Below are 25,746 nucleotides of genomic sequence, written 5' to 3'. Positions count from 1 at the left end.
CTCTCAGGATGTTGCCGGGCCCGCCAGATGCGGACCCGGCAGCAGGGTGTTACTGGCCGGCGCTGTCCAGCATCTTGTAATAGGGATCGAGGTCGGCAGCGGTGATCACCTTGGCCGGCAATGGGTTGTTGTAGGGCACGGTCTTGCCCTGGGCGAGGTCGCCGAGCAGTTCGGCAACCTTGGCGCTCTCTTCATAGAGCGGCTGCGCGACGATGCCGTAGGCGGCGCCCGATTTCACCAGGTCGAGGTTCTGCCTGATATAGTCCATGCCGATGATGACGACATCGCGCCCGGCCTTGCGGGCAGCGCCCGACCAGGTCTGGATGCTGTTGCCGGTGGTGCCGAAGGCGGCGGTCACGTCAGGATTGCCCTGCAGGATGGCCACCGCTTTTGCCTCGGCCGCCGACGGCTCAAAACCTTCCATCTGCGTGTCGAGCACCTTGATGCCGGGGTATTTCGCCGCGATGGTCTTGCGGAAGGCGTCCGACATGGCGTTCTCGGTATCGTTGGAAGCGCCTTGCGTCAGCGCCACCGTGCCCTTGCCGCCGAGCTTGTCGCCAATCGCGATCGCCGCATTGGCGCCGACCTCGGCGATGTCTTCGCCGGTCGCCGCCTTCAAGCCATTGACGGTGCCTTCCGGCGGCAGGACATGCCAGGTGACGATCGGGAAGCCTTCCTTGGCAAGCTTGGTGATGTAGGAATAGATCGCCGGATCCACGCCATAGACGCCGATGGCGTCGTATTTGGTGCGGGCAAGGGCGGCCTCGGCCAGCGGCAGCGTTGCGGGGATGTCCCAGTTGGTGGCGCTCGGGTCGCCGACGACCTCGCAGGTATAGCCGAGTTCCTTGCACTTGTTGAGGAAGCCCGCCTGCATCAGCCGGTGCACGGGATGATCCTTCATCGCCTGTACCCAGAGCAGGTGGATGTCCGCCGCCTGGGCAAGGCTCGCTAAACCGAGCGACGTGGCTACTGCCGCCGCGACGAGCGCGGTGCGGATCAGTCCGTTCTTCAGATTTATTCTCATGTCGTACCTCCCTTGGTTCGCCGGTATTTTTTGCCGGCGCAATATCCACATTTCCCGCGATTTGCTCAGGCTCCGGCGATGAAGTAGCGGCGGCGCACGATGTCGAGGCCGACGGCCATGACCATGATCACGCCGACCGCGATCTGCTGCCAGTTGGAGTTGACGCCGATGACGACGAGGCCGCTCTGCACAATTTTCAGCAAAAGAATGCCGACAACGCCGCCGGCCACCGTGCCGGCGCCGCCGAAGAGGCTGACGCCGCCGACCACGACACCGGCGATGACCGTCAATTCCCAGCCGCTGCCGATCGAGGTGCCGCCGCTGCCGAGATCGGCCATGACGAACATGCCGGCGATCGCCGACAGCGCGCCGACGACAATGAAGGCGCCGATCTTGTAGGCATTGGTGTTGATGCCCACGACGTGCGCCACTTCCTGGTTGCCGCCGGTGGCATACATGTTGCGCCCGAGCACGGTGCGCCGCAGGACGAAGTCGGCAATGACGGCCGCGATGATGAAGAAGGCAAAGCTCCAGCCGAGGCCGAAGGCAAGGTCGGTGCCGCCGATCGTGTTGATCGCCTCCGGCAGCGGGTAGACCGGATAGCCGCCGGTCACCACCTGGATCAGGCCCTGGCCGATGAACAGCATGCCGAGCGTCTGGATGAAGGTGGGAATGCCGAGCCTGACGACGATCAGGCCGTTCAGCAGCCCGATCAGGGCTCCGACGCCGATGCCGCCGAGAATGCCGACCGTGACCGGCAGGGCGGCCGCGGTCATCAGCTTGGCCGCGACCACGGCCGACAGTCCAGCCACCGAGCCGACCGACAGGTCGAACTCGCCGGCAACCAGCAGGATGGTCTGGCCGATGGCAATGATGCCGACAAAGGAGACGACGTTGAGAATGGCGCGGATGTTGCGCTCCGACAGAAACGCCGGTTCTAGCAACCAGAAGAAGGCGATCAGCAGGGCCATCGCTGCCAGCACGCCGACTTCGCCGACGGCAATGAAGCCGATCAGTCGCCGCCGGAACGATTGCGCGTCCCGCGGCGGCGAGCTCACCTCAGCCACGCTGTCCATCCTGACCTCCCTTGCGGTGCCTGTCGCCGGCTCTTGCGACCAGCGCCACGCACCCGCGCCGATCTTGGCGCGCTCCTCGCAGCCATTAAGATTATAATATTATAACTTGTCAACGGCGAAATTCCCCGACCCGGCGATGGCTGGGCCGGTTGCTGGAAACTGTCCGCCACAACCGCTATGAAGTGGCGACGCGATCGGCAGGATATTGCTTTGCTGGATCGCGCTCTCTTGGAGCAGGGTGATGATCGACAAGCCGCCGGCGGGCGAGAAGAAGCCGCAACGCCTCGGCGTCCGCGAGATCGCCAAGCGTGTCGGCGTTGCGCCGATGACGGTGTCGCGCGCACTGTCCAATCCCGACATGGTCTCGCCGGAAACCCGCGCCAAGGTGCTCGAGGCCATCGAACAGGCCGGCTTCGTACCCAACCGGCTGGCCTCCAGCATGCGCGGCAATGGCCGCATGATCGGCACGGTGGTGCCGCCGCTGATCAATTCGGGCATCGCCGAACAGGTGCAAGGCATGTCGGACGAATGCCATGAGAGTGGCTATTCAATGCTTCTTGTGCAGGGCGAATTCACGCAGGAAGCCGAGGAGAAATCGATCCGCAATTTGCTTGGCTGGCGCCCGGTCGGCATGATCCTGCAGAGCTTCGTGCAGAGCGAGACGGCGCGCGCGCTTCTGAAGAGCAGCGGCGCGCCGGTGGTCGAAATCTCCGAAATCAAGGGCCGCAAGCCGATCGACATGGTGGTCGGCGTCTCCAATTTCGAGACCGCCTACGCCATGACCATGCATCTGGCGGCCAAGGGCTACAAGCGCATTGGCTTCGTCTCGACGCCGATCCATGGCAATGACCGCTTGCAGCAGCGCCGCACCGGCTACCATGCCGCGCTCACCGAACTCGGCATCAAGAACCATGCCGACATGGAGGTCGAGGTGCCGATCACCGCGCAGGGCGGCGCCGAGGCGCTGGTGACGCTGACGTCTCGCCACAGGGATATCGACGCCATCTTCTTTTCCAGCGACACGCTGGCGGTCGGCGCCGTGCAGGAATGCCACCGGCGGCGCTGGGCGGTGCCGGGCAAGATCGCCATTGCCGGTTATGGCGACATGGATCTGGCAGCCCAGCTCTATCCGCCGCTGACCACGGTCAAGGTCAATCGCTACGAGATGGGTCGCCGTGCGGTGCGGCAGCTGCTGGCAAGGCTCGGCGGCGACACCAAGGTGCCGACCATCACCAGCCTCGGCTTCGAGATCGTCGACCGCGAGAGTGCCTGATCAGCCTTTTCGCTTCGGCTTCGCAGTCTCGTCACGCCGTCCAAGGCGCTTCTCCCAGCCTTCGGCATGGACGTTGAGATAGGCATCGGGATCGTAGGGATGATCCTTGATCGCATCGATGTTGAGATCGATGCCGAGCCCCGGTGCATCCGGCAGCGACAGATGGCCGTCCTTCGCATCGACCGTTGGGTGCCAGGTCACCAGATCGCGTGTCCACGGGTCGTTGAAGGCATCGAAATGCTCCTGGATGAGGAAGTTCGGCACCGCCGCCGCCAGTTGCAGGCACACCGCCGTCGCCACCGGCCCGCCGCTCTGGTGTGGTGCGATATAGCTGCCATGGGCGAGCGCCAGATTTGCCACCTGCACCGATGGCGCGATGCCGCCGAGCGACATTGGCTCTGGCTGGAAGATGTTGACGCCGCCGCCCGCCGCCAGCGCGTAGAACTGGCCGACCGTGTCGTACATTTCACCCGTCGCCACCGGGATCGGCGAGCGATGCGCCACTTCGTGCACGGTCTCTTGCCGGTCGCGCGAGGTCGGCTCCTCCCACCAGTAGATATCCAGATCGGCGAATTTTTGCGCTGCCTGCAGGGCCGCGATTTCGGTGAAGCGCGCATGCACGTCGATCAGGATCAGCGTGTCCTTCTGCAGCTTGTCGCGCAGCATCCGGCAGATGGCGTAGGAGAGGTCCAGCTCCTCGCGCGAAATAAAACCTTGCGCGGTGCCGAACGGGTCGAGCTTGAATGCCCTAAAACCTTTGGCCAGCACGGCCTTGGCGGCTTCGAGAAAGGCTTCCGGCGTACGCTCGGTGCGGTACCAGCCATTGGCGTAGCCAAGCACGCTGTCGCGAACCTGGCCGCCGAGCAGCTGGTGGATCGGAACGCCCAGGCTCTTGCCCAGTATGTCCCAGCAGGCGACCTCGATCGCCGCGATGACGGTACGGTGGATATGGCCGCCATCGAGCGAGACGCTGTCCAGCATGCGCTTGGCCAGCGCATTGATGCGGCGCGGATCCTGGCCGATGGCGAGATGCTTGAGCTCATGCACGCTGGCTTCGGTGGTCTTGATGAAGCCGTTCAGCGTGCCTTCGCCGATGCCGTGGATGCCCTTGTCGGTATGGACTTTGACGAACAGCCAGTTCTTCCAGCCGGCGCCGACGGCAAAGGTCTCGATCTCGGTGATCTTCATGCGGAACCCTAACTCAGTGCAGCGATCGTCGCGATGACGGCCTCGGTGGTCAGGCCATACTTCGCTTGCAAGGTCGGCACCGCACCACATTCGATATAGCGGTCGGGCAGGCCGATGCGCGTCACTGTCTTCGCAATGCCGGCATCGAACAAGGTCTCGACGACAAGGCTCGCCAATCCACCGACCACGACATGGTTTTCCGCCGTGACAACACGGCCAACTGAGCCGGCAAACTTGGCCACCGCTTCGGCATCGAACGGCTTTATGGTCGGAACATGCAACACGCCGACGGAGATCCCCTGTTTGCGCAAGGCGTCCGCCGCGTCCAGCGCCCGCTCGGTCATGAAGCCGGTAGAGATGATACCGACATCGCTGCCTTCTCGAAGGTGACGCGCCTTGCCGATATCGAAGATGTAGCCGGGTTCGAACACGACAGGCACGCTGCCGCGCAGCAGTCGCATGTAAACCGGTCCTCGATGCTCGGCGATCGCTGCCGTCGCTGCGTCGATCTCGGTGGCATCACAGGGATCGATGATGGTCAGGCCGGGGATCATGCGCATCAGCGCCAGGTCCTCGATCGCTTGATGCGTGCCGCCATAACCGGTCGTCAAGCCCGGCAGGCCGGCGACGATCTTGACGTCGAGGTTGGAGTGGGCGAGCGCGATGGCGACGAAATCATAGGCCCGCCGGGTCGCGAACACGCCGTACGTGGTGGCGAACGGCACCTTGCCGGTGCGCGCCAGACCGGCGGCGACAGCGACCAGATTCTGCTCGGCCATGCCGACATTGAAGAAGCGATCGGGAAAGGCATCGCGGAACGGCAAGATGTCGGTGTATTTGCCAAGGTCGGCGGTCAGCCCGACAATGTCGGGCCGGCTCTGGCCGAGTCGCGCCAGCGCCTTGCCGAACGGCGTCTCCACGCTTCGCCGTCCGCCGCCAACCGCTTCGTCCTGGCCCATGGCCAGGGTGCGTCCGGCCTCCGCGCTGCTCATTGGGCTGCTCCCGCACTTTGTTCGAACTCGGCGATGATGCCGTCCCATTGCGCCACGTCGACGCGGAAGAAGTGCGATTTCTCAGAGATCTCGATGCGCGGTACGCCCTTGCCAGGCAGCGTGCGCAGAACAATCGCCTTCGGCTTGCCGTTACGGTTTCTCGCATTGGCCAACGCGCCGACCACCGCTTTCATGTCGTTGCCGTCGATCTCCGATGTTTGCCAGCCGAAGGCGCGCCATTTATCGGCCACCGGCTCCATGTCGAGCACGACGGGTCCGTCGGCCTGGATGCCATTGCAGTCGATCAGCGCCACCAGTCCGTCGAGCCTGAAGTGGCTGGCCGACATCGCTGCCTCCCAGGTCGATCCCTCCTGCATTTCGCCATCGGACAGTTCGACGAAGACGCGTGCGTCGGATTTGTCGAGGCGCAGGCCCAACGCCTGGCCGACGCCTTGCCCGAGACCATGGCCGAGCGAACCACCGATCATTTCGACGCCTGGCGTGGTGTCAAGCGTCGACATCTCCAGCCGGCTATTGTCGGCGCCATATGTGATCAATTCCTCGACCGGGAGGATGCCGGCCTCGGCAAGTGCCGCCCACAGCGCGATGGAATAGTGTCCGGTCGAGAGCAGGAAACGGTCGCGTTCGGGCCACGCCAGATTGTGCGGGTCATAGCGCAACTCGTGGAAATAGAGCGCCGCCAGCGTATCGGCGATGCCGAGACCCTGGCCGATATAGCCCTGGCCCTGGCCGCGCGCCATGGTCAGCATATGGCGACGCAATTGCGTTGCCTTGCGTTCGAGCGCGCCGATATCGGCGGTGCCGGGTGGGGAATTTCGCAGCATGGGATCAGTCCTTGTCGAGCCCGCCCGACATGTTGAGCCGCTCGGCGGTCATGTATTTCGGTGCGTCGAGGCAGAGCCAAACCACCGCTTCGGCGACTTCGGCGATCTCGGCGCGGCGGCCGAGCGGGATGCGGCGGGTGCGCTCGTCGAGAAAGGCCTGCAGATCGTTGCGGCCATTGGCGCGGGCGAGGTCAACCTCGGTCGAGCGCTGCATTTCGGTGTCCATCATGCCGGGCGCCAGGCTGTTGACCAGCACGCCATAGGGCGCCAATGCCACCGCAGCGGCACGGGTGATGGAATCAACGCCGGCCTTGCTCGCCGTGTAGGCGGTGTAATCGGGCAGCGCCATGCGCGAGCCCGGTGAAGTGATGTTGATGATGCGCCCGGAGCGCTGCTCGCGCATCACCCGGCCGGCCGCCTTGCAGGCCATGGCAAGCGCTGTGACATTGAGCGCCAGCGTGCGCGTCCAGGCCTTGAAGGTGGCGTCGAGGAACGGCTCGATCACGCCATAGCCGGCATTGTTGACCAGGATGTCGATGCCACCCCATCGCGTGACCACGCTTTCCACCGCTGCCTCCGGCGCGCCCTCCAGCGTGAAATCGCCGGTTATGATTTCGGTTTCCGCACCGGTTTCACCGATCTGCCTGATGGTCTCGGCCAGTCCCTCGCCATTGATGTCAGTGATCGCGACGCTACAGCCACGCCGGGTCAGCTGGATCGCCACCTCGCGGCCGAGGCCGCCGGCGGCGCCGGTGACCAGCGCTCTCCTTGGTGTCGTGTTTTGATTTTCGGCAGGCAAGCGAGCACCCTCCCGGTGGCCATCTTGACGGGATTGATACCGGTACCATAAATGGCTGTCAACGCCGATGTGCTATTGTCGCGTCGACCACACGGTCCGCTGCAAGGGGAGAGAAAAGATGAAAGTCGTTGCGCTCGAAACGTTGCAGCTGGCCGAGTTCCCGTTCCTGTTCTGGCTGCGCGTTCACACCGATGCCGGCATCATTGGTACCGGCGAGACATTTTGGGCGCCGGGGCCTGTTGCCGCCTATGTCCACGACAATGTCGCGTCCTATCTCCTGGGCAAGGATCCGCGCGACATCGAGCTGCACGACCGCACGCTGGGCAGCGTCTATGTCGGCGCCCGCGATTCCGGCGCCGAGGTGCGCGGCAATTCCGCCGTCAACATCGCGCTGTGGGATATCTATGGCCAGGCGCTTGGCGAGCCGGTCTGGCGGCTGCTTGGTGGCCGCACCCACAAGACCGTGCCGATCTACAACACCTGCGCCGGCTACAAACATGTCCGTGCCACCAAAAAGAACGCCCTGTTCGAGCGCGGCGAGGACTGGTCGCTCAAGGCTGGCGATTCCAACGAGGGTCCGTATGAGGACCTGCTCGCCTGGCGCTACAATGCCGGCGACCTCGCCAAGAGCCTGAAGTCGGAAGGCATTGGCGCTATGAAGATCTGGCCGTTCGACATTGCCGCCGAGGCCTCGAACGGCACCCGCATCTCGCTGGCCGACCTCGACAAGGCGCTGGAGCCATTCCAGAAGATCCGCGACGCCGTCGGCCGCGACATGGAGATCATGGTCGAGCTGCATGGGCTGTGGACCTTGCCGCCGGTGCTGCGCATCGCGGAGGCGTTGAAAGCCTACGACGTCGCCTGGCTGGAAGAGCCGATCCGCTACAACGAGCTCGACGCCATGGCCGAGCTGGCCCGCCATACCTCTATCCCGATCGCCGCCAGCGAGCGGCTGGCCTCGCGGCAGATGTTCAAGCAGCTGATCGACAAGCGGGCCGCTTCGGTGATCATGATCGATCTCGCCTGGTGCGGCGGGCTCTCCGAAGCACGCAAGATCGCCAACATGGCCGAGGCCAGCGAATTGCCGGTGACCTTGCACGATTGCACCGGCCCGATCGTCTATGCCGCCAGCTGCGCGCTGTCGGCGACCTTGCCGAACGTCAATTACCAGGAAGCGGTGCGGGCCTATTTCACCGGCTGGTACACCGAGATCGTCGCCGACATTCCGCCGGTCAAGGATGGCCATGTCGCGCCGCTCGAAGGGCCGGGGCTCGGCCTCAGCCTGCGCCCGGAGCTGTTTCAACGGCCCGATGCGACCGTGCGGATCACGAAAATCTAGCCCCCGCACGCCTCTGTTTGGAGTCAGTAGACATTATGCTATTATAATCTATGATGCGCCGAAGCGAGTGACCAACAAGCTCGCCGCCGGCGCTTTGCCGCCCGGCGTCAGACGCATTCAGGGAGGCTTTGGTGGCAATGTCTGCGGCGCGCGCACGCGACGATTTTAAGGGCGCTCCAAACCTGCCCGATCGGAAGATACTGCTCGATCTGTTCGAACGCATGGTGCTGTTGCGACGCTTCGAAAGCATCGCCCAGATCGCCTGCCGCAAGGGCGAAACGCCGGGCTTCCTGCATCTCTATATCGGCGAGGAGGCGACCGGCGTCGGCGTATGCGCGCATCTCAGGCCGACAGACTGGGTCACCTCGACCCATCGCGGCCATGGCCACGCGCTGGCCAAGGGCGCCAACCCCGGCCGCGTGATGGCCGAGCTGTTCGGCAAAGTTGACGGCATTTGCGGCGGCCGCGGCGGCACCATGCATCTCTACGACCGCTCGGTCGGCCTGTTCGGCACCAATGGCATCGTCGCTGCCGGCATCGGCCATGCCGTTGGCATCGGCATGAGCGCGCGTCAGCAGGGCCGGGACGACATCGGCGTCGCCTTCTTCGGCGATGGTGCCGCCAATCATGGCGGCTTCCACGAGGCGCTCAACTTCGCGGCCGTGCAGCGGGCGCCGGCGGTGTTCATCTGCGAGAACAATCTCTACGCCACCGCCACCCCGCTCAAGTCCATCACGCTCAATCCCGAGATCGCCACCAAGGCTGCGTCCTACGGCATGCCCGGCGTCGCGGTCGACGGCAATGACGTCTTCGCCGTCTGGCTGGCGATGAAGGAAGCCACCGAGCGCGCCCGTTCCGGTAAGGGGCCGACGCTGATCGAGGCCAAGACCTATCGCACCGTCGGCCACCATGAGGGTGATCCGGTCATCGGCACCTACCGGACGCAGGAAGAACTCGATGCCTGGATCAAGCGCGATCCGATCGACATGTTCCGCAAGAAGCTGGTCGAGGACTACGGCATCGCCGATGCCGAAGCGCTCGCGGCAATAGAGGCGCGGATCGAGAAGGTGGTCGAGGGCGCGCTGGCCTTTGCCCGCAATTCGCCTGAGCCCGATCCGGCAACCGTGCGACTGCATGTCTTTGCCGATCCGATCAATCCGGCTGTAGCCATGCAGCCGAGCACCGTCGGCGAGACGCGCACGCAAGGCTGGCTCGAAGCGGTGCGCGATGGCATCGCCGAGGAGATGCGCGCCAATCCGGCGATCCTCTATTTCGGCGAGGGCACCGGCGAACGCGGCGGCAGTTTTGCCCACACCAAAAACCTCTGGCAGGAGTTCGGTGCCGAGCGCATGGTCGACACGCCGATCTCCGAACAGGGCTTTACCGCCGCTGCCGTCGGCGCCTCGGCCACCGGCGCCCGCACCGTCTCGGACCTGATGTTCGCCGACTTCGCTTTCGAGACCGCCGGCCAGATTTTTTTGCAGGCGGCCAAGCTGCGCTACATGACCAGTGGTTTGATGAGTGCGCCGATGGTGGTGCGCGTCGGCGCCGGCGCGCTGCGCAGCTCCGGCCCCCATCACAGCGGCATCTATCATCCCGTCTTTGCCCATATGCCCGGCCTCATCGTCTGCCTGCCGTCGACGCCGGCCGATGCCAAGGGCCTGATGAAGACAGCGTTGAGGGCCGGCGATCCGGTCATCATGCTCGAGCCCAAGGCGCTGTTTGCCTCCAAGGGCGAGGTGCCGGTCGGCGAGCATTTTGTGCCGTTCGGTGTTGCCCGCATTGCTAGGCCGGGTACTGACATCACCATCGTCGCCGCCGGCCAGATGGTGCAACGCGCGCTGGAGGCCGCCGATGCATTGGCCGCCGAGGGCATCGAGGCCGAGGTGATCGACCCTCGCACCATCATGCCGCTCGACATCGACACCATCGTTGCCAGCGTGCGGAAAACGCATCGTCTGCTCATCGTCGACGAAGCCTGGGCGATGTGCGGCCTTGGCGGCGAGATCGCCCAGGCCATCAACGAGCTCGCCTTCGACGAACTCGACGCACCGCCCGGTAGGCTGCACACAGCGCCGACCTCGCATCCCTTTGCGCCGATTCTCGAGCGCGCCATGCTGGTCGACACCGCCCGCATTGCCCAGGGCGTGCGCGACGTCATCGCTGGCAAGCCGCCGGTGCCGGATCACTGGTATACGGTCGGCCTGAAAGATGCTGTGCCGGCTAAACCTGCGCCTGCTCCAGCCAAAGCGGCCGCGGCTGCGCCACCGATTCAGACAGCCACTGCCGGCGATGATGAGCCGATCACAATGCCGTTCGGCGATCTCACCGTCAGCGAAGGCACTGTTATCAAATGGCTGAAGGCGGTTGGCGACGCGGTCAAGGAAGGTGAGCTGATCGCCGAGATCGAGACCGACAAGGCCGTGGTCGAGATCGAGGTGCCGGTCACCGGGACGCTCAGCGTCATCGATCAGCCGGTTGGCGCCGTGGTGCCGATGGGCGGCCGCATCGGCGGCATCAAGAAATAGACCATGATCCCGAAAAGTGGAATCCGGTTTTCGGACGAGATCATGGTCAACCAAGAAGACTTGTTACACGTGAAATCCAAAGGACTGGCATGAAGATCCTGTGCGCCAACTGGCAAGCCGCCGACGAGGCTGAACTCGAGCGCGAGCATTATCTCGACATCGAGTTCGTCCTTGCCAGATCGACCAACGACAAGGCCGCGACGCTGGATCCGGCAATCTGTGAAACGGTCGACGCCGTCATCAATTATTCGCCCACGCACAATGTCGCCGCCGCTTCGACCGCGTTCCCCAAGGCGCGGATCGCGGTTCGCTCCGGCGTCGGCTTCGACAACATCGACACATCAGGCTGGGGCGCGCGGAAAATTCCGGCCTGCAACGTGCCGGACTATGGCACCACCGAGGTCGCCGACCATGCCATCGGCCTGATGCTGGCGCTGACGCGCGGCACCTCCGCCTATGGTGCGGAGCTTTCCGGCCATGGCGCCGAAGGCTGGCATTTCTCGAAAGCGCCGCTGGTGCGCAGGCACAAGGGCGCCACCTTCGGCATTGTCGGGCTCGGCCGCATTGGGCTTGCCACCGCGCGTCGTGCCGCTGCCTTCGACATGAAGGTCGTGTTCTACGATCCGCATCTGCTGTCCGGTGTCGATTTGTCGACCGGCTACGAGCGTGTCCATTCGCTGGCCGAATTGATGGGGCGAGCGGATTTGGTCAGCATCCACACGCCGCTGAGCGAGGAAACCCGCAAGATATTTGGCGCTGCCGCCTTCGCCGCCGCCAAGCCTGGTCTCGTGCTGGTCAACACCGCGCGCGGCCCGATCGTCGATCTCGACGCGCTGGAGGTGGCGATGCGCGAAGGCACAGTCGCCGGCGCCGGATTGGACGTGCTGCCGAACGAACCCGGCGATCTCGATCATCCGCTGCTGGCGGCATGGCGCGCTCGGGAGCCATGGATCGCCAATCGCCTGATCGTCACCCCGCACGCCGCTTTCTACAGCCCCGCATCGATGCGCGACCTCCGGCTGAAGTCGATCGAGGTGGTGCATGCCTATCTCGTCGAAGGACGGCTGACCAACTGTGTCAATTCAGAGTATCTGAAATGAACATGGCGGTCGCGCAAACCGGACGCCTGGCTGTTTCGCCCTATGCCCGTCGCCTGGCACGCGAGCGTTCGCTGCCGCTCGCAGCGCTTCGCGGTAGCGGCCCTGGCGGCCGCATCCTGGCTGCCGACGTCATGGGCTTTATTCCAGTTGCCGTGCCGGCAGTTTCGCCTGATGTCGTCGCTCCCGCGGCCGCGCCGTCCATTGCCGCGCCTTGCATTGCCGCCTTTGCCACATCGATCGCACTGGACGCTCTGAAGGACCTGCTGGCGGCGCTTGAGAACTCGGGAAATATATTGGCTATCGACGACGTGCTGTTGCGAGCGGCCGGTCGAGCATTTGCCGAGATACCGGATGCCGCCAAGGCTGGTGGCGCTTCCGTGGCGCTGGAACTGGCGGGTCGGCAAACCGTATTCGCTATGACCCCCGAAATGCCCCTGACATCGCTGCGCGCAATTAGGCTTGCGGCACTGGCCGACAGTCGTGATGAAACGGAAACCCCGGCGGACCTGTCGCTGCGGCTGCTGCCGGCGAGCGACGTCAGGCCGATGATGATGCCGCTCCTTCCCGACCGCGCCATGCGCCTCACCGTCTCGCTCAATACGGCGGGCGACCATGCCGAATGCCTGCTGACGGTCGATGCGGCAGGCGTTGATGAGGCCACAGCTGCCGCGTGGCTGGCGACCCTGAAATCGGCGATCGAACACCCGCTTCGGCTCTTTGTCTGAGACGGTCGATCGTCAACAGCCTTGCCTAGCCTCGGGCGCAGGAAGCTATTATAAAAGCTTCGACACAGGCGCGACGAGGCACATGGATCATCCCACCATCGACAGTCTTCCCAAGCGTACACTCGGCCGCGCCAACGGCCCGCTCTATCGCCAACTCGCCGATATATTGCGCGAGCCGATCGGCAACGGCACTTTCCCCGTTGGCGGCGAACTGCCGAAGGAAGCGACCATCGCCGAGCATTTCGGCGTCAGCCTGATCACCGTGCGCCAGGCGCTGCGCGACCTCGAGGCCGACGGCCTGATCCGGAAGCGTTCGGCCAAGCCGGCCGTGGTCGCGGCGCGCAGCCCCTCGGTCAATCTGAGCTGGAAGTTCAAGAATTTCGCCGACATGGCGGCCTTCACCAAGGATGCTGAACTGACGGTGAAATCCTACCGCAAGGAGGTTTCGCCCGTGCTTCAGCGCCATTTCGGCATGGGCAAGGACGAGGCCGGCTATTGTCTGCGCAGCGTGCTGTCGATCGGCGAACAGCGCAAGGCGCAGATCACCACCTATTTCCCGCCCGATATCGGCGCGCGCCTGAAGCGCGAGGATTTCTCCGACGTGCTGATCTTCCGTTCGGTGCAGAAACATCTCGGCCTGCGGCTCGATGTGGCGCATGTCACGGTGCGCGCCGAGATCGCCGACGAGGCGGTTGCCGCCGACCTCGGCATCACGCTCGGCAGTCCGGTGCTGACGGTGGAGATGCTCTACCAGTCGGCAGACCAGCGCAGCATCGAATTCTCCGTTGCCCGCCACCCCGCCGATATTTTCAGCATCACCTACGACGCGCCCAACGACCTGTCCTGAAGCTTGCCAGCGGCGGCATTTTCTATGCGGATCGCATAGACAGGCTCATAAAATTATAATAGCATGATAGCTAGGCTGAAGTGCCGGCCACGAAAGACATCGCAGGGGAGGAAATCCGGCGAATTCTGATCGCGGACGCAGCCTTGGGGGAAGCCTGGTCAAATTGACATTTGCAATTGGTACCGGTATCAATTTGCCGTCTTCATCCGATCAAGATGGCGCAGTCCATCACCGGCTGGGCAGGAAACACTAGGGAGGAAGACCATGAAATTGAGGAGCTTGTGCGCCGGCTTCGTGGCGCTTGCCGGGTTCGCAGCCTCGATGGGTGCGATGCCCGGCCATACCGAAGACAAGAAGCCCTACCTCATCTATCTCTCGAACAATTTTGTCGGCAATGACTGGCGCCAGCAGATGGAGCGCGTCGCCAACGTCGCCGTCAACAAGGGTCCGCTGAAGGGCCGTGTCGACCTGAAGATCGAAAATGCCGAGAACACCGTTCAGGCGCAGATCAATTCGCTGAACAATATCATCCGCCAGAAGCCGGCAGCCATCCTCATCGATGCCTCCTCGGCGGAAGCGCTCAATCCGACCATCAAGAAGGCCTGCGATGCCGGCATCATCGTCGTCAGCTTCGACCAGACCGTCTCGGCCGAATGCGCCTACAAGATGCATTCCGATTTCGACATCATGGCCAACAACCAGGCGGAATGGATGGCTTCCATCCTCGGCGGCAAGGGCAAGGTCTTCATGGATCGCGGCCTTGCCGGCGCGCCGATCTCCGAGCAGTTCGAGAAAAACTTTGGCGCCGTGCTGAAGAAATATCCCGGCATCGAGATCGTCGGCTACTTCAACGGCAACTATGCCGCCGGCCCCGAACAGGAGGGCGTCGCCAGCCTGCTCGCCGCGCATCCTGAAGTCGACGGCATTTTCTCGCAGGGCTATGGCACCGGCGCCATCAAGGCGCTGCAGAATGCCGACCGGCCGATGGTGCCGGTCGTCGCCGCTGCCTTCAACGGCACCGGCGTTACGTGCGCTGAGACCAAGGGCGCCAAATGCTGGCTGGGCGCCAATCCGCCCTCGCTGTCGGCCGAGGCGATCAAGCTCGCCGTCGACATCCTCGACACCGGCAAGAAGCCGGCCGACACCACCGTGCTGTTCAATTCACCAGGCCTGACCACGGATATGGTCGATGCCAAATACGCCCCGAATTCCTCGGCGGTGAAGATCGAACTCGGCAAGACGGTATTTCCGGATCTGGCGCCGGGGCTTTCCTTGCCGGTATCGCCGAGCTGGGTCGAGATCACGCCCAAGGAGGCCTCGGGAACCTGATTTGACAAGTGCAAGGCGTCACATTGGGCGCCGCGATTTCGAAACAAAGAATGGGAGGAGAAAATCATGAAAACATTGAGCCGTAACATCGGCCTTGCAGCGCTCGCAGCCGCCATGATGGCGGTGGGCATGCAGGCCGGCCACGCCGAGGACAAGAAACCCTATACCATCTATCTCTCGAACAATTTCGTCGGCAATGACTGGCGCCAGCAGATGGAGCGTGTCGCCACGGTGTCGGTGAACAAGGGGCCGCTGAAGGGCCGCGTCGACCTCAAGATCGAGAATGTCGAGAACACCGTCCAGGCGCAGATCAATTCGCTGAACAACATCATCCGCCAGAAGCCGGACGCCATTCTCGTCGATGCCGGTTCGGATTCGGCCTTGAACCCGACCATCAAGAAGGCCTGTGACGCCGGCATCGTCGTCATCAGCTTCGACCAGGTGGTGACCGAGCCCTGCGCCTTTGCCGTTGCCTCCGACTGGGATCGTATCCCTTCGGTGATGGCCGAATGGATGGCCACGCAGCTCGGCGGCAAGGGCAATATCATCCTCGACCGTGGCCTTGCCGGCGCGCCGATCTCGGCGCAGCTGCAGGGTGGCTATGAGAAGGTGCTGGCCAAATATCCCGACATCAAGGTCGTCGGTTACTACAACGGCAATTATGCGCTCGGTCCGGAACAGTCTGGTGTCGCGGCCCTGCTTGCCGCCAATCCGAAGATCGACGGCATCATGACGCAAGGCTACGGCTCGGGCGCCATCCAGGCGTTGAAGGATGCCGGCCGGCCGATCGTCCCGGTCGTCGGCTTCTCCTACAATGTCGCCGCCGTCACCTGCGCCCAGACGCAAGGCGCCAAGTGCATCCTTGGCTCCAACCCGGCCTATCTCTCCTCGGAAGCGATCAAGCTGGCGGTCGACATCCTCGACACCGGCAAGAAACCGGCCGAGCGCTCGGTTTCGGTCAAGGGTGATTTCGTCACCACGGATCCCTTCGAGTCCAAGCTCTATCCGGGCACCAAGATGATCAAGATCGCGATCGGCGAAAATGCCTTCCCCGACCAGGCGCCCGGCCTGACGCTGCCGATCACGCCCGACTGGGTCGAGATCACCGCTGCGGAAGCCGCCGGCAGCAAGTAACAGCCATCACCACGACCCTGTCTCCCGGCATCGCAAGATGTCGGGAGAGCTTTTCGAAGGCGCAAGCATGGACCTCGTCACCGTCAACGGCCTGTCCAAACGCTATGGCGGCATTGTCGCGCTGAGCGAGGCGACATTCAGCGCCCGCGCCGGCGAAGTGCACGCGCTGCTCGGCGAGAACGGCGCGGGAAAGAGCACCTTCATCCAGATCCTGTCGGGCGCCGTCCAGCACGACGGCGGCTCGATCCTCGTCGATGGCCAGGACTACCGCCCGGCCAATCCGGATGCCGCGCAGGCGCGCGGCATTGCCGCCGTCTTCCAGGAACTGTCGCTGATCCCCGACCTCAGTGTCGAGCAGAACATCTGGTTCCGCCATGAGCCAAGAACGCTGCTGCGCACCGTCAATCGCGCGGAGATGCGTCGCAAGACGCTGGCGCTGCTCGACAAATACAATTTTCCGGCACTCCGCCCGGACCAGGAACTGCGGCGGCTGACATTGGCCGAACGGCAGATCGTCGAGATCGCCAAGGGCCTCGCCAAGGACCCGCGCATCCTCATCCTCGACGAGGCGACCTCGGCGCTGCCGGCGCGGGAGGCCGAATGGCTGTTAAAGCTCACCCGGCAACTCGCGGCCGAAGGCAGGCTGGTCATCTTCATCTCGCACCGCATGGCCGAAGTGCGCGCCATCGCCGACCGGCTGACCATCTTCCGCAATGGCGCCACCGTCGCCGCGCATGAGGCCAATGCCGTGTCCGACAACGAGATCGTCACCCAGATGATCGGCCGGCATCTCGACCGGCTCTATCCCGAGCGCGTGGCAACCGCGACCGACCGCGTCGCGCTGAGCGTCAAGGGGTTTTCGAGCGGCAGTCGGCTGTCCGGCGTCGAGTTTGCATTGCGTGAGGGCGAGGTGCTGGGCGTCGGCGGCTTGCAGGGCCATGGCCAGCGCGAACTGTTCCAGTCACTGTTCGGCGCCACAAAAGCGAGCGGCACGATCGAACTCTGGGGCAAGCCCACCTCGATCGGCAATCCGCGCCAGGCGCTGACTGGCAAGGACGGCATCGCCCTGGTGCCGGAGGACCGGCGCGGGCAGGGCCTGCTCCTGACCAAGAGTGTGCGCGAGAATTTGACGCTGTCGGTCATCAAGCGCTTTACCGAAAATGGCTTGCTCAGCCGGCAAAAGGAAGCCGCGCTGGTCAAGGAGATGGTCGACTTCCTGCGTATCAAGGCCGGGACATCGGAGCAGCTTGCCGGTACCTTGTCGGGCGGCAACCAGCAGAAGGTGATCTTCGGCAAGATGCTGCTGACGCAGGCGCGCGTGCTGCTGCTCTACGATCCGACGCGCGGCGTCGATGTCGGCACCAAGGGCGAGATTTTTCAGCTGATGCGCGACCTGGCGGCCAAGGGCTATGCGATCCTGTTTCATTCCAGCGACATGCCGGAACTCGTCCATGTCGCCGACCGCGTGCTGGTGATGCGCAACGGCCGCATTGCCGCGACGCTGGAGCGGGATCACATTTCGGAGGAGGAAATCCTGCGTGCAGCCATGCTTGAAACCAAGGCGGCTTGAGGCATGGTGATGTCCGTCGTGGAGAGACCGGTGAACATGGCGCAAGCGCCCGCTGAAAAGAAACCCGCCAAAACGGGCGTCGACTGGCGTGACCGCGTGCTCGACCGCGCGCCGTTCCTGGTCGCCTGCCTGATGCTGGCGTTGATTATTGGCATCTATGGCAGCCTGCAGTCCGGTGTCTTCACGCTGGACGAACTCAACCTCGACACGGCGGCGGCGATGACGCTGATGCTGGCGGCGACGGGGCAGACCATCGTTCTGGTGCGCGGCGGCATTGACCTCTCGATCGGCGGCATGATCAGCCTCGGCACGGTGATCGCGGCGACGCGCTTTACCGACGACCATTCGACCGTGGCGCTCTGGACGCTGGTCATTCTGGCGCTTGGTTTCGTCATCGGCGCGCTCAATGGTCTGCTGATCTCCCTGCTCAAGCTGCAGCCCTTCCTGGTGACGCTTGCCACCTGGTCGATCCTCAACGGCGTTGCCATGATCATCCTGCCGACCGATGGCGGCAGCGTTCCCGGCTGGTGGGTTGGCTTTGCATCTGAACAGATCTTCGGTCTGACCAGCCCGGTCTGGATGCTGCTGGCGCTGCTCGTGTTCTGGTGGTGGTTTCGCGCGACCCGGGTCGGCATCGCCATCCAGGCGACCGGCTCCAACGAGAAATCGGCCTTCCTGTCCGGCGTCTCGATCACAAGGGTCAACCTCGTCACCTATGGCCTGTCCGGCCTGTTTGCGGCCGGAGCGGCGCTGTTCCTGGTGACGCAGACCGGCGCCGGTTCGCCGACCATCGGCAAGGACTATATCCTGCCCTCGGTGGCGGCGGCGGTCATTGGCGGCGTCAGCCTGTTCGGCGGTCGTGGCCATCTCGCCGGCACGCTGATCGGCGCTTTCGTACTGACCCTGATCGGCAACCTCGTTTTCGTCCTGCATGTGTCGAGCTACTGGCAGCCGGTCGCGTCCGGCGTCATCCTGCTGCTCTCGGTGCTGGCCAGTTCCGTTGCCGAAAAGGCCGCAAGGAACCGTGTCCAATGAGCGCCTTCCTCGCCCGCAACCGGCTGATCGTGCTTGCCTATGCCGGCATGGTCGTGCTGCTCCTGGTCACAGCGATGTTCTCGCCGGGCTTCCTGTCGGTTTCCAACATGCGCTCGACCGTCGTGCTGGCGGCATTCGTCGGCATCGTCGCGCTCGGCCAGACCTTCGTCATCATCGGCGGCGGCATCGACCTGTCGGTACCCTGGGTGCTGAATTCCGCCGCCATCATCATGGCGCTGCTGTGCGGCGGCCAGGATCTGCCGCTGATCTGGGTCATGCCGCTGCTGCTTGCCGGCGGCGCCTTCATCGGCCTGATCAACGGCGTCGGCGTTGCCCAGTTCGGCGTGCCGCCGATCATCATGACACTGGCCACCAACGTCATCCTGCAGGGCCTGATCCTGGTGTTGACCGGCGGCTCGCCGACCCCGTCGGCGCCGGCCCTGATCCAGTTCCTGTCGGTCGGGCGCATCGGCGGTTTTCCGGTGATTGCGCTGATCTGGCTGGCGCTGACGCTGGTGGCGACGCTGCTGCTCTCCAAGGCGGCGTTCGGCCGCCATCTCTACGCGCTCGGCACCAGCGCCACCGTGGCCGAATTCTCCGGTGTGCCGACGGCGCGCACCACCATCCTCACCTATGTCATCTCGGGCCTCACCGCCGCCTTCGCCGGCATGCTTTTGACCGGCTATTCCGGCCAGGCCTATCTCGGCATGGGCGACGCCTATCTGTTCACCTCGATCGCCGCGGTCGCCATCGGTGGCGCCTCGATCCTTGGCGGCAGCGGCCATTATCTGGGCACCGTGGCCGGCGCCATGGTGCTGACCATCCTCACCGGTCTTTTGCCGGCGCTGAACCTGTCGAGCGGCGCACTGCTCATCGTCTATGGCGCGGCGATCCTGCTCACCGTGTCGATCGGCAGCGAAACCTTTGCCGGGCTTGGCGGCAGACTGCGCAGAAAAGAGGGCTGACCATGGTCGAAATTTCTTGTGTCGTCGACGCCAGGGCCGAACTCGGCGAGGGCACGCTCTGGGACCCCAAGGCGGGCGTACTGTGGTGGATCGACATCTGGAAGAAGCTGATCCACCGCTACGATCCCGCGACCGGCAAGGATGAGGTCTTCGAGACGCCGGAATATCTCGGCTGCCTCGGCCTGCGCGAAAAGGGCGGCCTGGTGCTGACGATGACCAACGGCTTCCATTTCTTCGACCCGGCGACCGGCAAATTCGAGGCGATCGTCGACCCGGAATCGCATATGCCGGAAACGCGCTTCAACGACGGCAAGCCGGACCGCCAGGGCCGTTTCTGGTCGGGTTCGATGTTCGAGGTGCCGGGCCAGCCGATCGAATTCGTCGGCGCGCTCTACCGGCTCGATCCCGATCTCTCCGTCCACAAGATGATCGACGGCATCGGCTGCTCCAACGGGCTCGCCTGGAGCCCGGATTCGAAGACCATGTATTTCTCCGACAGTCATGCCGGCGCGGTGTGGGCCTATGATTTCGACCCTGCCACCGGCGACATCGAGAACCGCCGCACCTTCATCGACATGACGGTGACCGGCGGCGTCGCCGATGGCGCCACGGTCGACGCCGAGGGCTGCTACTGGGTGACCATCCCGGTGACCAGCAAGATCTGCCGCTACGATCCTCATGGCAAGCTGATGCAGACGGTGCTGCTGCCGACCGATCTGCCGACCTGCTGCGAATTCGGCGGCAAGGATCTCGACATCCTCTATGTCACCTCCGCCGTGCTCAAGCGTCCCAACATCCACTTCATCGGCCAGAACAATCCAGGCGGATTGTTCGCGCTCGACGTCGGCGTCAAGGGCCTGACCTTGCCGGCGTTCAAGGGCTGAAGATCAGACCGCCGACATCACCAGCGGGTTCTCGATCTTGGGTGTCATTCCGGTAGCGAAACGACGTTCCAGATAGCCGGCATAGAGCGACAGCGGCCAGCACAACGCGAAGTAGATGATCGACACCGTGCCGAACACCATCACCGGCTGGAAGGTCACCGTGTTGACCTGTGTGGCCGCCCGCGCAAGCTCGGTCAGCCCGATCAGCGAGGCGATCGACGTCGTCTTGACGATCTGCACCATGAAGCCGACCGTCGGCGGCAGCATCAGCCGCACCGCCTGGGGAATGATCACCAGGCGCAATATCCTGACAAAGCGGAAGCCGAGCGCTGTCGCTGCTTCCCACTGCCCCTTGGGGATGGCCTCGATGGCGCCGCGAAAGATCTCGCCGAAGAAAGCGCCGCCATTGAGCGAGAAGGTCACGGCCGCAGCCACCCACGGGTCGGGCCGATAACCGAGGAACGAAGAACCGTAATAGGGCCATGAACAGCTGGATCAGGATCGGCGTGCCCATGAAGAACTGGATGTAGCCGGCGGCCAGCCAGCGCAGCGGTCGCGCCGGCGCCACCCGGATCGCCGCCACGATGAGGCCGATCAGGCCTGCTTGGTCAGCAGCGCCGGAATGCGGCCGGGCGAAGTGACGGTGACGAACTCGACCGGAACGCCAAGTGCCTCACCCATCTTGTTGGCGACCTCGATGTCGAAGCCGGTTGGCTTCAGATTGGCGTCGAGAAAGCCGTAGGGCGGCGTCGTTGTGTCGATGGCGATGACCAACTTGCCGCGCGCGATGATATCCTCGACCGACTGCGCCGAAGCGATCGACGGCTTGAGCGCCGACAGCGCCAGCACGATGCCAGCCAGCAAGGCGCCGGCCCTTCCCAGGAAAGTCCGCATGTTTTCCTCCCATGCATTTTTTGGGCGCCTCGCATCGATATCGTTCGGGCGGGGCGCGCTGGCCGCCCAAGGATTTGAAACAGATCGGTCTCGCCCGCTGCCATCCCTTGCAAACCCGGGATTCAGCCGTTCCTCTCCGAGTTATAATGGTATGCTATTATAATGTTATTCGCCTGTCTACGATCGTCCAGGCAGGAAGTTCTACCACCTTGATACCGGTACCATAATTTTCGGTTTTACATCCGGCGTCAACGGATCCGACGCCGGCCGATGGTGGTCGTAAAAGCTACCGCTTGATCGCGCGTGCCGCGCGGCGAACGCTTTGCAGCAGGATGGCGAGGCAGCCGACCAGCAGAAGCGCGCCGCCGAGCAGTGGCGGCAGTGCGAGCAGCTTTACCGCCGCCACGACGGCGGCCACCAGCATCAGCGCCAGCAGCGCCAGATTGCCGTCATCGACGAACATGCCGAAGAACTCCCTGGCAACAAGACGAATGCCGTTCATCGGGCGAGCCCTCCAACTGATACGGGGTAGGTGCTGCGCAGCCAGCGCACCATGGCAAAAGACGCCAGCGCGACGATGGCGAAGATGGCGAGCAGAGCGAGATCGGCACCCGGCCAGTCGGCACCGATGCCTTCGCCGGTCCAGAAGATGCCGAAGCTGGTCAGCATCAGCCCGACGACGAATTTGAGCGCATTCTCCGGCACGCGCGCCAGCGGCCGGTGGACAGCCAGGCCGACAAGCATCACCAGGACGAACGCCGCCAGTGCGCCCAGGCTGGCATACAGCGTCTGCCCGTGGGCGGCACCGACGGCAATGACGATGAACACCACCTCGACACCCTCGAGCAGCACCGCCTTGAACGACGCCAGCCCGGCGAGGTAGTCGGCGCGGCGATCGTCGGCCTGCTGGTGCAAGGCGGCGGTTTCCTTGGCGAAGGCTGCGTCCTCGTCATGCAGGGCGATGACGCCGACGCTGCGCAAAATGGCCTTTCGCAGCCAGCGCATGCCAAACAGGATCAGCAGCACGCCCACGACGAACTGCAGCGTGGTGATGGGTACCAGCGCCAGCAACGGGCCGAATGCCAGCACCAGCGCCGCCAGCACCGCCAGCGCCAGGGCGGCGCCCGTCAGGGCCGGGCGCCAGCTGCGCGTCACGCCGACCGCAAGCACAATGGTGAAGGCTTCGACGACCTCGACCAGCGAGGCAAGAAATGCCGCCGTGACTGTCGAGAGGATGGGTGTCAGTGTCTGCATGAAGGCGTCCTGTACTGGCTTGTTGGCCCCATATGCCAAAGGGGTTCCCGGGATCGTGGTCTGGAATCACTTATGCGGTCAGCACCACACAGCGCTCCGGTGGCAGCGAAAATGCAAGTGAGGCGCCAACCGGCGGCGCTTCGGGCCAGTCGAGCCGCACGCGCTGCGGGCCAAGGTCGACCGCCAGCCGCCAGCATCGGCCCTGGAAGGCACTCGACAGAACCCTGCCCTGCAGCCGATTGTCGGGATAGGCGTCGGCCGGGCGCGCGTCCTCGGGACGAATGACCAGCATGCCGGCACCGGAACGAGCGCCTGGCGTGCGCACCGTTTCGGCATCGCTGTCGGCGATCTTGAAGAGCTCGTCTCGGACCTGCCCGCGGACGATCGAAAAGCCGCCGATGAAGCTGGCGACGAAGGAATCGGCCGGTGCTTCGTAGATCGTGCGTGGCGTGTCGAACTGAACGATCTCGCCCGCCCGCATGATGGCAATGCGGTCGGAGACGGCCATCGCCTCCGCCTGGTCGTGCGTGACATAGACGACGGTGATGGCCTCGCGGCGCACCAGTTCCATCATTTCGATGCGCATGTCCTCGCGCAGGGCCGCGTCGAGATTGCTCAGCGGCTCATCGAACAGCATCAGCGCCGGACGCGCCGCAAGGCAGCGCGCTATGGCGACGCGCTGTTGCTGGCCGCCGGACAATTCGGTGGGATAGCGATCCCGGAACGGGGCGAGACGAGTGACGTCGAGGGCATGCGCGAGCCGCTGGGTGATTTCGTGATCCGAGAGCCGCTGTGCCTTGAGCCCGAAAGTCAGATTGTTGGCGACCGTCATGTGCGGCCACAATGCATAGTCCTGGAAGACCATGCCGATCCGTCGCTTTTCAGCAGGAATGACCGAGCTCTTGCTCCACACCACACGCCCGTCCAGTGTGATCAGCCCGCTTTCGGGCTGGACCAGTCCGGCAATGATGCGCAGCAGCGTGGTCTTGCCGGACCCGCTGGCGCCGAGAAGGGACACCACTTCGCCCGCGTCGATCTTGAGATCGAGGTTGGTCAGGACGGCGCGCCCGCCGAGCGACTTGCAAATGCCGGCGCAATGCAGGGAAGCGGTCATGACAAGTTTCCTGCTCTCGCAATCTGATTGCTGCCCACATCAAGATGGCCGGCACTTCGACGCGGTTTGACGAGCCGCTGAAGCGGAAACCAGACCAACGCCGCTCCGATGCCCGCGGCCGTCATGGCCACCAGCGCGATCGCAGATGCCAGGCCGTCGCGGTCGTGGCTGAACAGCCTCAGGATGAGCGTCGGCGCCGGCGGGCCGCTTTGGGGAATGAGCATCTGCGAGATAGGCAGTTCGAACACGGTGCGGATAAACGTCAACAGGAAGGCCGTCACCACGCTGAGCAGGACAAGCGGCAAGGTGATCGCCAGCAATCGCCGGATTGTCCCGACACCGTGCAGGCGCGCCGCGTCCGTCAGGCTCGGCGCCAGCTGGCCGATGGCTGCAAGGATCACCACCAGACAGTAGGGAAGCGCTGCCGCGACATATCCCATGACCAGCAGCGAGCCATCGCCATAATGGGGAAACGGCCAGTCGCGGAAACCCGGCAGGCGGTTCCAGACAAGGATATAGCCGAAGCCTAGCACGATGCCCGGTATTGCCACCGAGCCTAGCGACAGGCCAACGACGGCGGTGCGCAGGACTGGGCTCGCTCGATCGAGCTGCGCCGACAAGAGCAGGGCAAGCGCGCTGGCGATAACCGCCGTCAGCCCGGCATAGAAGAGGCTGCGCAGCAGGCCGTCATTGGCCTCGGTGTTCAGGCTAAGCGCCGCCACCATATTGGCCGAGGTGAAATTGCTCCAGATGAGCCCATTGCCCAGCGTTTGCGTCAGGGCGCGCGCGGCGATCGCGGCGAGCGGCAAGACGAGCGCCAGGAAGGCGATGGCAAGGGCTGCCGCCATGGCGAGCGCCTGCCATTTGCCGAGATTGTACAGGCGCGCCGGCCTGGAGCGGCCCGAAATCAGTCGTGGATCGGCACGGCGACGCAGCAGCCGGTCCGCCACCACGACGAGCAGGACAAGGCCAAGCAGGACGAGAGCCTGGGCGCCGGCGGCGGGAAAGTCGACGGGATATTCGCTGGCCGCCGCGTAAATGCCATAGGTTAGGACACCGAAGTCGGACATTCTGGCGATGGTCGAGGCAAGGCCGAAATCGGACAGCACCTCGGCGAAGGTGGCGATGAAACTCAAGGCAATGGCAGGCGCCAGCAAGGGGCCGTTGATGCGCAGCCAGATCCTGAGCGGCGAGGCGCCGGAGAGCCGCGCGGCATCCTCCAGTTCGCTGCCCAGCCCGGCGAGCGCGTTGCCGATGATGAAGACCGCCAGCGGAAATAGGCTGAGCGTGTGAACGAACACCAGGCCGGTCAGACCGAAAAACGACGTGCCCAGCCAGGGAGGCAGCAAGCCAAACTGCGCCAGGTAGCCGCCGGGCGACATCAGCAGTACCCAGGCGAGCGCCTTCAGATACGACGGCGTCAGGAAAACCAGCCACGGCACCGTTGAAATCGCTGTCCGCAGCGGGATGTCGCAGCGTTGGACCAGGACCGCGAAGACGCCGCCCAAGGCCGTTGTTGTGCAGGCAACAAGCATGCCGAGTTCAAGCGAATGAAGGACCGATCTGGCGACGTGGGGCGAGTTGAAGACATGGGCCAAGGGCTCGAAGCTTAAAGCGTTGCTGCCGTCTTGCGCGGCAAACAGGCCCGGCATGATTGCCTGGACCAGCACCAGGGCAAGCGGCAATCCGATCAGCAAGGCAAACACGGCGTAGATGGCAAAGGGTCCGCCGCAGCGAACGAGCGCCGCCCGTCCGCCTCGCGGCAGTCTTCCGGCGCCGACGCCGCGGGCACAAGCCGCGGCGTCGGTATGCAGCATGAATGTCATTGCTG

General features: G+C 64.1%; 24 protein-coding genes. 12 read left to right on the top strand and 12 right to left on the bottom strand.

Going from position 1 to position 25,746, the window contains the following annotated elements:
• Window positions 1-49 precede the first annotated feature (49 nt).
• Both AC0V7N_RS03370 and AC0V7N_RS03365 read right to left on the bottom strand, forming a co-directional pair.
• On the bottom strand, window positions 50-1,024 hold the full coding sequence (locus tag AC0V7N_RS03370; RefSeq protein ID WP_475454691.1) for a sugar ABC transporter substrate-binding protein: 975 nt from the start codon (window positions 1,022-1,024) through the stop codon (window positions 50-52).
• 65 nt (window positions 1,025-1,089) lie between these two features.
• A complete protein-coding gene (locus AC0V7N_RS03365) occupies window positions 1,090-2,100 on the bottom strand; it encodes an ABC transporter permease (RefSeq protein WP_475454689.1) in 1,011 nt (336 codons plus the stop codon).
• A gap of 241 nt (window positions 2,101-2,341) precedes the next feature.
• On the opposite strand from AC0V7N_RS03365, the gene AC0V7N_RS03360 reads away from it, so the two are divergent.
• Window positions 2,342-3,373, top strand: a complete 1,032-nt coding sequence (locus AC0V7N_RS03360; protein WP_475454687.1) for a substrate-binding domain-containing protein — start codon at window positions 2,342-2,344, stop codon at window positions 3,371-3,373.
• Here the strand turns inward: AC0V7N_RS03360 and AC0V7N_RS03355 are convergent, their stop codons facing one another.
• The 4 genes from AC0V7N_RS03355 to AC0V7N_RS03340 are packed head-to-tail and all read right to left on the bottom strand — an operon-like array spanning window position 3,374 to window position 7,197.
• A complete protein-coding gene (locus tag AC0V7N_RS03355) occupies window positions 3,374-4,561 on the bottom strand; it encodes a mandelate racemase/muconate lactonizing enzyme family protein (protein ID WP_475454685.1) in 1,188 nt (395 codons plus the stop codon).
• 8 nt (window positions 4,562-4,569) lie between these two features.
• The gene (locus AC0V7N_RS03350) at window positions 4,570-5,553 is read right to left on the bottom strand and encodes a transketolase family protein (RefSeq protein ID WP_475454683.1); all 984 of its coding nucleotides are present in this window, start codon (window positions 5,551-5,553) and stop codon (window positions 4,570-4,572) included.
• The gene (locus AC0V7N_RS03345; RefSeq protein WP_475454681.1) at window positions 5,550-6,398 is read right to left on the bottom strand and encodes a transketolase; all 849 of its coding nucleotides are present in this window, start codon (window positions 6,396-6,398) and stop codon (window positions 5,550-5,552) included. The genes AC0V7N_RS03350 and AC0V7N_RS03345 overlap by 4 nt, the downstream gene beginning before the upstream one ends.
• Before the next feature lie 4 nt (window positions 6,399-6,402).
• Window positions 6,403-7,197 carry an SDR family NAD(P)-dependent oxidoreductase gene (locus tag AC0V7N_RS03340; RefSeq protein ID WP_475454679.1) on the bottom strand — a complete coding sequence of 265 codons (795 nt, stop codon included), beginning with the start codon at window positions 7,195-7,197 and terminating at the stop codon, window positions 6,403-6,405.
• A gap of 118 nt (window positions 7,198-7,315) precedes the next feature.
• Here AC0V7N_RS03340 and AC0V7N_RS03335 point away from each other — a divergent pair, with 118 nt between their 5' ends.
• The 11 genes from AC0V7N_RS03335 to AC0V7N_RS03285 all read left to right on the top strand — a co-directional run bounded on the left by AC0V7N_RS03335 (window position 7,316) and on the right by AC0V7N_RS03285 (window position 20,653).
• Window positions 7,316-8,536: an enolase C-terminal domain-like protein gene (locus AC0V7N_RS03335; RefSeq protein ID WP_496627704.1), complete on the top strand. Its 1,221-nt coding sequence runs from the start codon at window positions 7,316-7,318 to the stop codon at window positions 8,534-8,536.
• A gap of 137 nt (window positions 8,537-8,673) precedes the next feature.
• Complete coding sequence (locus AC0V7N_RS03330; protein WP_475454673.1) at window positions 8,674-11,064, top strand: thiamine pyrophosphate-dependent enzyme; 2,391 nt, start codon at window positions 8,674-8,676, stop codon at window positions 11,062-11,064.
• Between the two features lie 89 nt (window positions 11,065-11,153).
• Window positions 11,154-12,164: a C-terminal binding protein gene (locus AC0V7N_RS03325; RefSeq protein ID WP_475454671.1), complete on the top strand. Its 1,011-nt coding sequence runs from the start codon at window positions 11,154-11,156 to the stop codon at window positions 12,162-12,164.
• Entirely contained in the window at window positions 12,161-12,889 is a 729-nt protein-coding gene (locus tag AC0V7N_RS03320; RefSeq protein WP_475454669.1) for an E3 binding domain-containing protein, read from the top strand. The genes AC0V7N_RS03325 and AC0V7N_RS03320 overlap by 4 nt, the downstream gene beginning before the upstream one ends.
• 82 nt (window positions 12,890-12,971) lie before the next feature.
• Complete coding sequence (locus AC0V7N_RS03315) at window positions 12,972-13,736, top strand: GntR family transcriptional regulator (RefSeq protein ID WP_475454667.1); 765 nt, start codon at window positions 12,972-12,974, stop codon at window positions 13,734-13,736.
• Window positions 13,737-14,000: 264 nt separating this feature from the next.
• Entirely contained in the window at window positions 14,001-15,065 is a 1,065-nt protein-coding gene (locus AC0V7N_RS03310) for a substrate-binding domain-containing protein (protein WP_475454665.1), read from the top strand.
• A 66-nt stretch (window positions 15,066-15,131) separates the two neighbouring features.
• Window positions 15,132-16,199 (top strand): substrate-binding domain-containing protein, encoded by a 1,068-nt coding sequence (locus AC0V7N_RS03305; RefSeq protein WP_475454663.1) that lies wholly within the window; start codon window positions 15,132-15,134, stop codon window positions 16,197-16,199.
• A 67-nt stretch (window positions 16,200-16,266) separates the two neighbouring features.
• Window positions 16,267-17,769, top strand: a complete 1,503-nt coding sequence (locus AC0V7N_RS03300; protein ID WP_475454662.1) for a sugar ABC transporter ATP-binding protein — start codon at window positions 16,267-16,269, stop codon at window positions 17,767-17,769.
• 36 nt (window positions 17,770-17,805) lie between these two features.
• Window positions 17,806-18,804 carry an ABC transporter permease gene (locus tag AC0V7N_RS03295; RefSeq protein ID WP_475460187.1) on the top strand — a complete coding sequence of 333 codons (999 nt, stop codon included), beginning with the start codon at window positions 17,806-17,808 and terminating at the stop codon, window positions 18,802-18,804.
• Window positions 18,801-19,769, top strand: coding sequence for an ABC transporter permease (locus AC0V7N_RS03290; RefSeq protein WP_475454660.1), 969 nt, complete (start codon window positions 18,801-18,803; stop codon window positions 19,767-19,769). The genes AC0V7N_RS03295 and AC0V7N_RS03290 overlap by 4 nt, the downstream gene beginning before the upstream one ends.
• A 2-nt stretch (window positions 19,770-19,771) precedes the next feature.
• Window positions 19,772-20,653 (top strand): SMP-30/gluconolactonase/LRE family protein, encoded by an 882-nt coding sequence (locus AC0V7N_RS03285; RefSeq protein ID WP_475454658.1) that lies wholly within the window; start codon window positions 19,772-19,774, stop codon window positions 20,651-20,653.
• A gap of 3 nt (window positions 20,654-20,656) precedes the next feature.
• On the opposite strand, the gene AC0V7N_RS03280 is transcribed toward AC0V7N_RS03285, so the two are convergent.
• From AC0V7N_RS03280 to AC0V7N_RS03255, 6 genes are all read right to left on the bottom strand, one after another.
• On the bottom strand, window positions 20,657-21,076 hold the full coding sequence (locus AC0V7N_RS03280) for an amino acid ABC transporter permease (RefSeq protein WP_475454656.1): 420 nt from the start codon (window positions 21,074-21,076) through the stop codon (window positions 20,657-20,659).
• A 171-nt stretch (window positions 21,077-21,247) separates the two neighbouring features.
• On the bottom strand, window positions 21,248-21,547 hold the full coding sequence (locus AC0V7N_RS03275) for a transporter substrate-binding domain-containing protein (RefSeq protein ID WP_475454654.1): 300 nt from the start codon (window positions 21,545-21,547) through the stop codon (window positions 21,248-21,250).
• Between the two features lie 286 nt (window positions 21,548-21,833).
• Complete coding sequence (locus AC0V7N_RS03270) at window positions 21,834-22,049, bottom strand: hypothetical protein (RefSeq protein WP_496627703.1); 216 nt, start codon at window positions 22,047-22,049, stop codon at window positions 21,834-21,836.
• Window positions 22,046-22,801: a COG4280 domain-containing protein gene (locus AC0V7N_RS03265; protein ID WP_475454652.1), complete on the bottom strand. Its 756-nt coding sequence runs from the start codon at window positions 22,799-22,801 to the stop codon at window positions 22,046-22,048. The genes AC0V7N_RS03270 and AC0V7N_RS03265 overlap by 4 nt, the downstream gene beginning before the upstream one ends.
• A gap of 70 nt (window positions 22,802-22,871) precedes the next feature.
• Window positions 22,872-23,915: an ABC transporter ATP-binding protein gene (locus AC0V7N_RS03260; protein ID WP_475454650.1), complete on the bottom strand. Its 1,044-nt coding sequence runs from the start codon at window positions 23,913-23,915 to the stop codon at window positions 22,872-22,874.
• Window positions 23,912-25,741: an ABC transporter permease gene (locus AC0V7N_RS03255; protein WP_475454648.1), complete on the bottom strand. Its 1,830-nt coding sequence runs from the start codon at window positions 25,739-25,741 to the stop codon at window positions 23,912-23,914. The genes AC0V7N_RS03260 and AC0V7N_RS03255 overlap by 4 nt, the downstream gene beginning before the upstream one ends.
• Window positions 25,742-25,746 lie beyond the last annotated feature (5 nt).

This window comes from Mesorhizobium kamtschaticum (genome assembly GCF_056174585.1).
This window is presented reverse-complemented; position numbering and strand designations above follow the sequence as displayed.

Coding starts and splice junctions, on each gene's coding strand:
- AC0V7N_RS03370 (WP_475454691.1), bottom strand. CDS start 1,024: ATGAGAATAAATCTGAAGAACGGACTGATCCGCACCGCGCTCGTCGCG.
- AC0V7N_RS03365 (WP_475454689.1), bottom strand. CDS start 2,100: ATGGACAGCGTGGCTGAGGTGAGCTCGCCGCCGCGGGACGCGCAATCG.
- AC0V7N_RS03360 (WP_475454687.1), top strand. CDS start 2,342: ATGATCGACAAGCCGCCGGCGGGCGAGAAGAAGCCGCAACGCCTCGGC.
- AC0V7N_RS03355 (WP_475454685.1), bottom strand. CDS start 4,561: ATGAAGATCACCGAGATCGAGACCTTTGCCGTCGGCGCCGGCTGGAAG.
- AC0V7N_RS03350 (WP_475454683.1), bottom strand. CDS start 5,553: ATGAGCAGCGCGGAGGCCGGACGCACCCTGGCCATGGGCCAGGACGAA.
- AC0V7N_RS03345 (WP_475454681.1), bottom strand. CDS start 6,398: ATGCTGCGAAATTCCCCACCCGGCACCGCCGATATCGGCGCGCTCGAA.
- AC0V7N_RS03335 (WP_496627704.1), top strand. CDS start 7,316: ATGAAAGTCGTTGCGCTCGAAACGTTGCAGCTGGCCGAGTTCCCGTTC.
- AC0V7N_RS03330 (WP_475454673.1), top strand. CDS start 8,674: ATGTCTGCGGCGCGCGCACGCGACGATTTTAAGGGCGCTCCAAACCTG.
- AC0V7N_RS03325 (WP_475454671.1), top strand. CDS start 11,154: ATGAAGATCCTGTGCGCCAACTGGCAAGCCGCCGACGAGGCTGAACTC.
- AC0V7N_RS03320 (WP_475454669.1), top strand. CDS start 12,161: ATGAACATGGCGGTCGCGCAAACCGGACGCCTGGCTGTTTCGCCCTAT.
- AC0V7N_RS03315 (WP_475454667.1), top strand. CDS start 12,972: ATGGATCATCCCACCATCGACAGTCTTCCCAAGCGTACACTCGGCCGC.
- AC0V7N_RS03310 (WP_475454665.1), top strand. CDS start 14,001: ATGAAATTGAGGAGCTTGTGCGCCGGCTTCGTGGCGCTTGCCGGGTTC.
- AC0V7N_RS03305 (WP_475454663.1), top strand. CDS start 15,132: ATGAAAACATTGAGCCGTAACATCGGCCTTGCAGCGCTCGCAGCCGCC.
- AC0V7N_RS03300 (WP_475454662.1), top strand. CDS start 16,267: ATGGACCTCGTCACCGTCAACGGCCTGTCCAAACGCTATGGCGGCATT.
- AC0V7N_RS03295 (WP_475460187.1), top strand. CDS start 17,806: ATGGCGCAAGCGCCCGCTGAAAAGAAACCCGCCAAAACGGGCGTCGAC.
- AC0V7N_RS03290 (WP_475454660.1), top strand. CDS start 18,801: ATGAGCGCCTTCCTCGCCCGCAACCGGCTGATCGTGCTTGCCTATGCC.
- AC0V7N_RS03285 (WP_475454658.1), top strand. CDS start 19,772: ATGGTCGAAATTTCTTGTGTCGTCGACGCCAGGGCCGAACTCGGCGAG.
- AC0V7N_RS03275 (WP_475454654.1), bottom strand. CDS start 21,547: ATGCGGACTTTCCTGGGAAGGGCCGGCGCCTTGCTGGCTGGCATCGTG.
- AC0V7N_RS03270 (WP_496627703.1), bottom strand. CDS start 22,049: ATGAACGGCATTCGTCTTGTTGCCAGGGAGTTCTTCGGCATGTTCGTC.
- AC0V7N_RS03265 (WP_475454652.1), bottom strand. CDS start 22,801: ATGCAGACACTGACACCCATCCTCTCGACAGTCACGGCGGCATTTCTT.
- AC0V7N_RS03260 (WP_475454650.1), bottom strand. CDS start 23,915: ATGACCGCTTCCCTGCATTGCGCCGGCATTTGCAAGTCGCTCGGCGGG.
- AC0V7N_RS03255 (WP_475454648.1), bottom strand. CDS start 25,741: ATGACATTCATGCTGCATACCGACGCCGCGGCTTGTGCCCGCGGCGTC.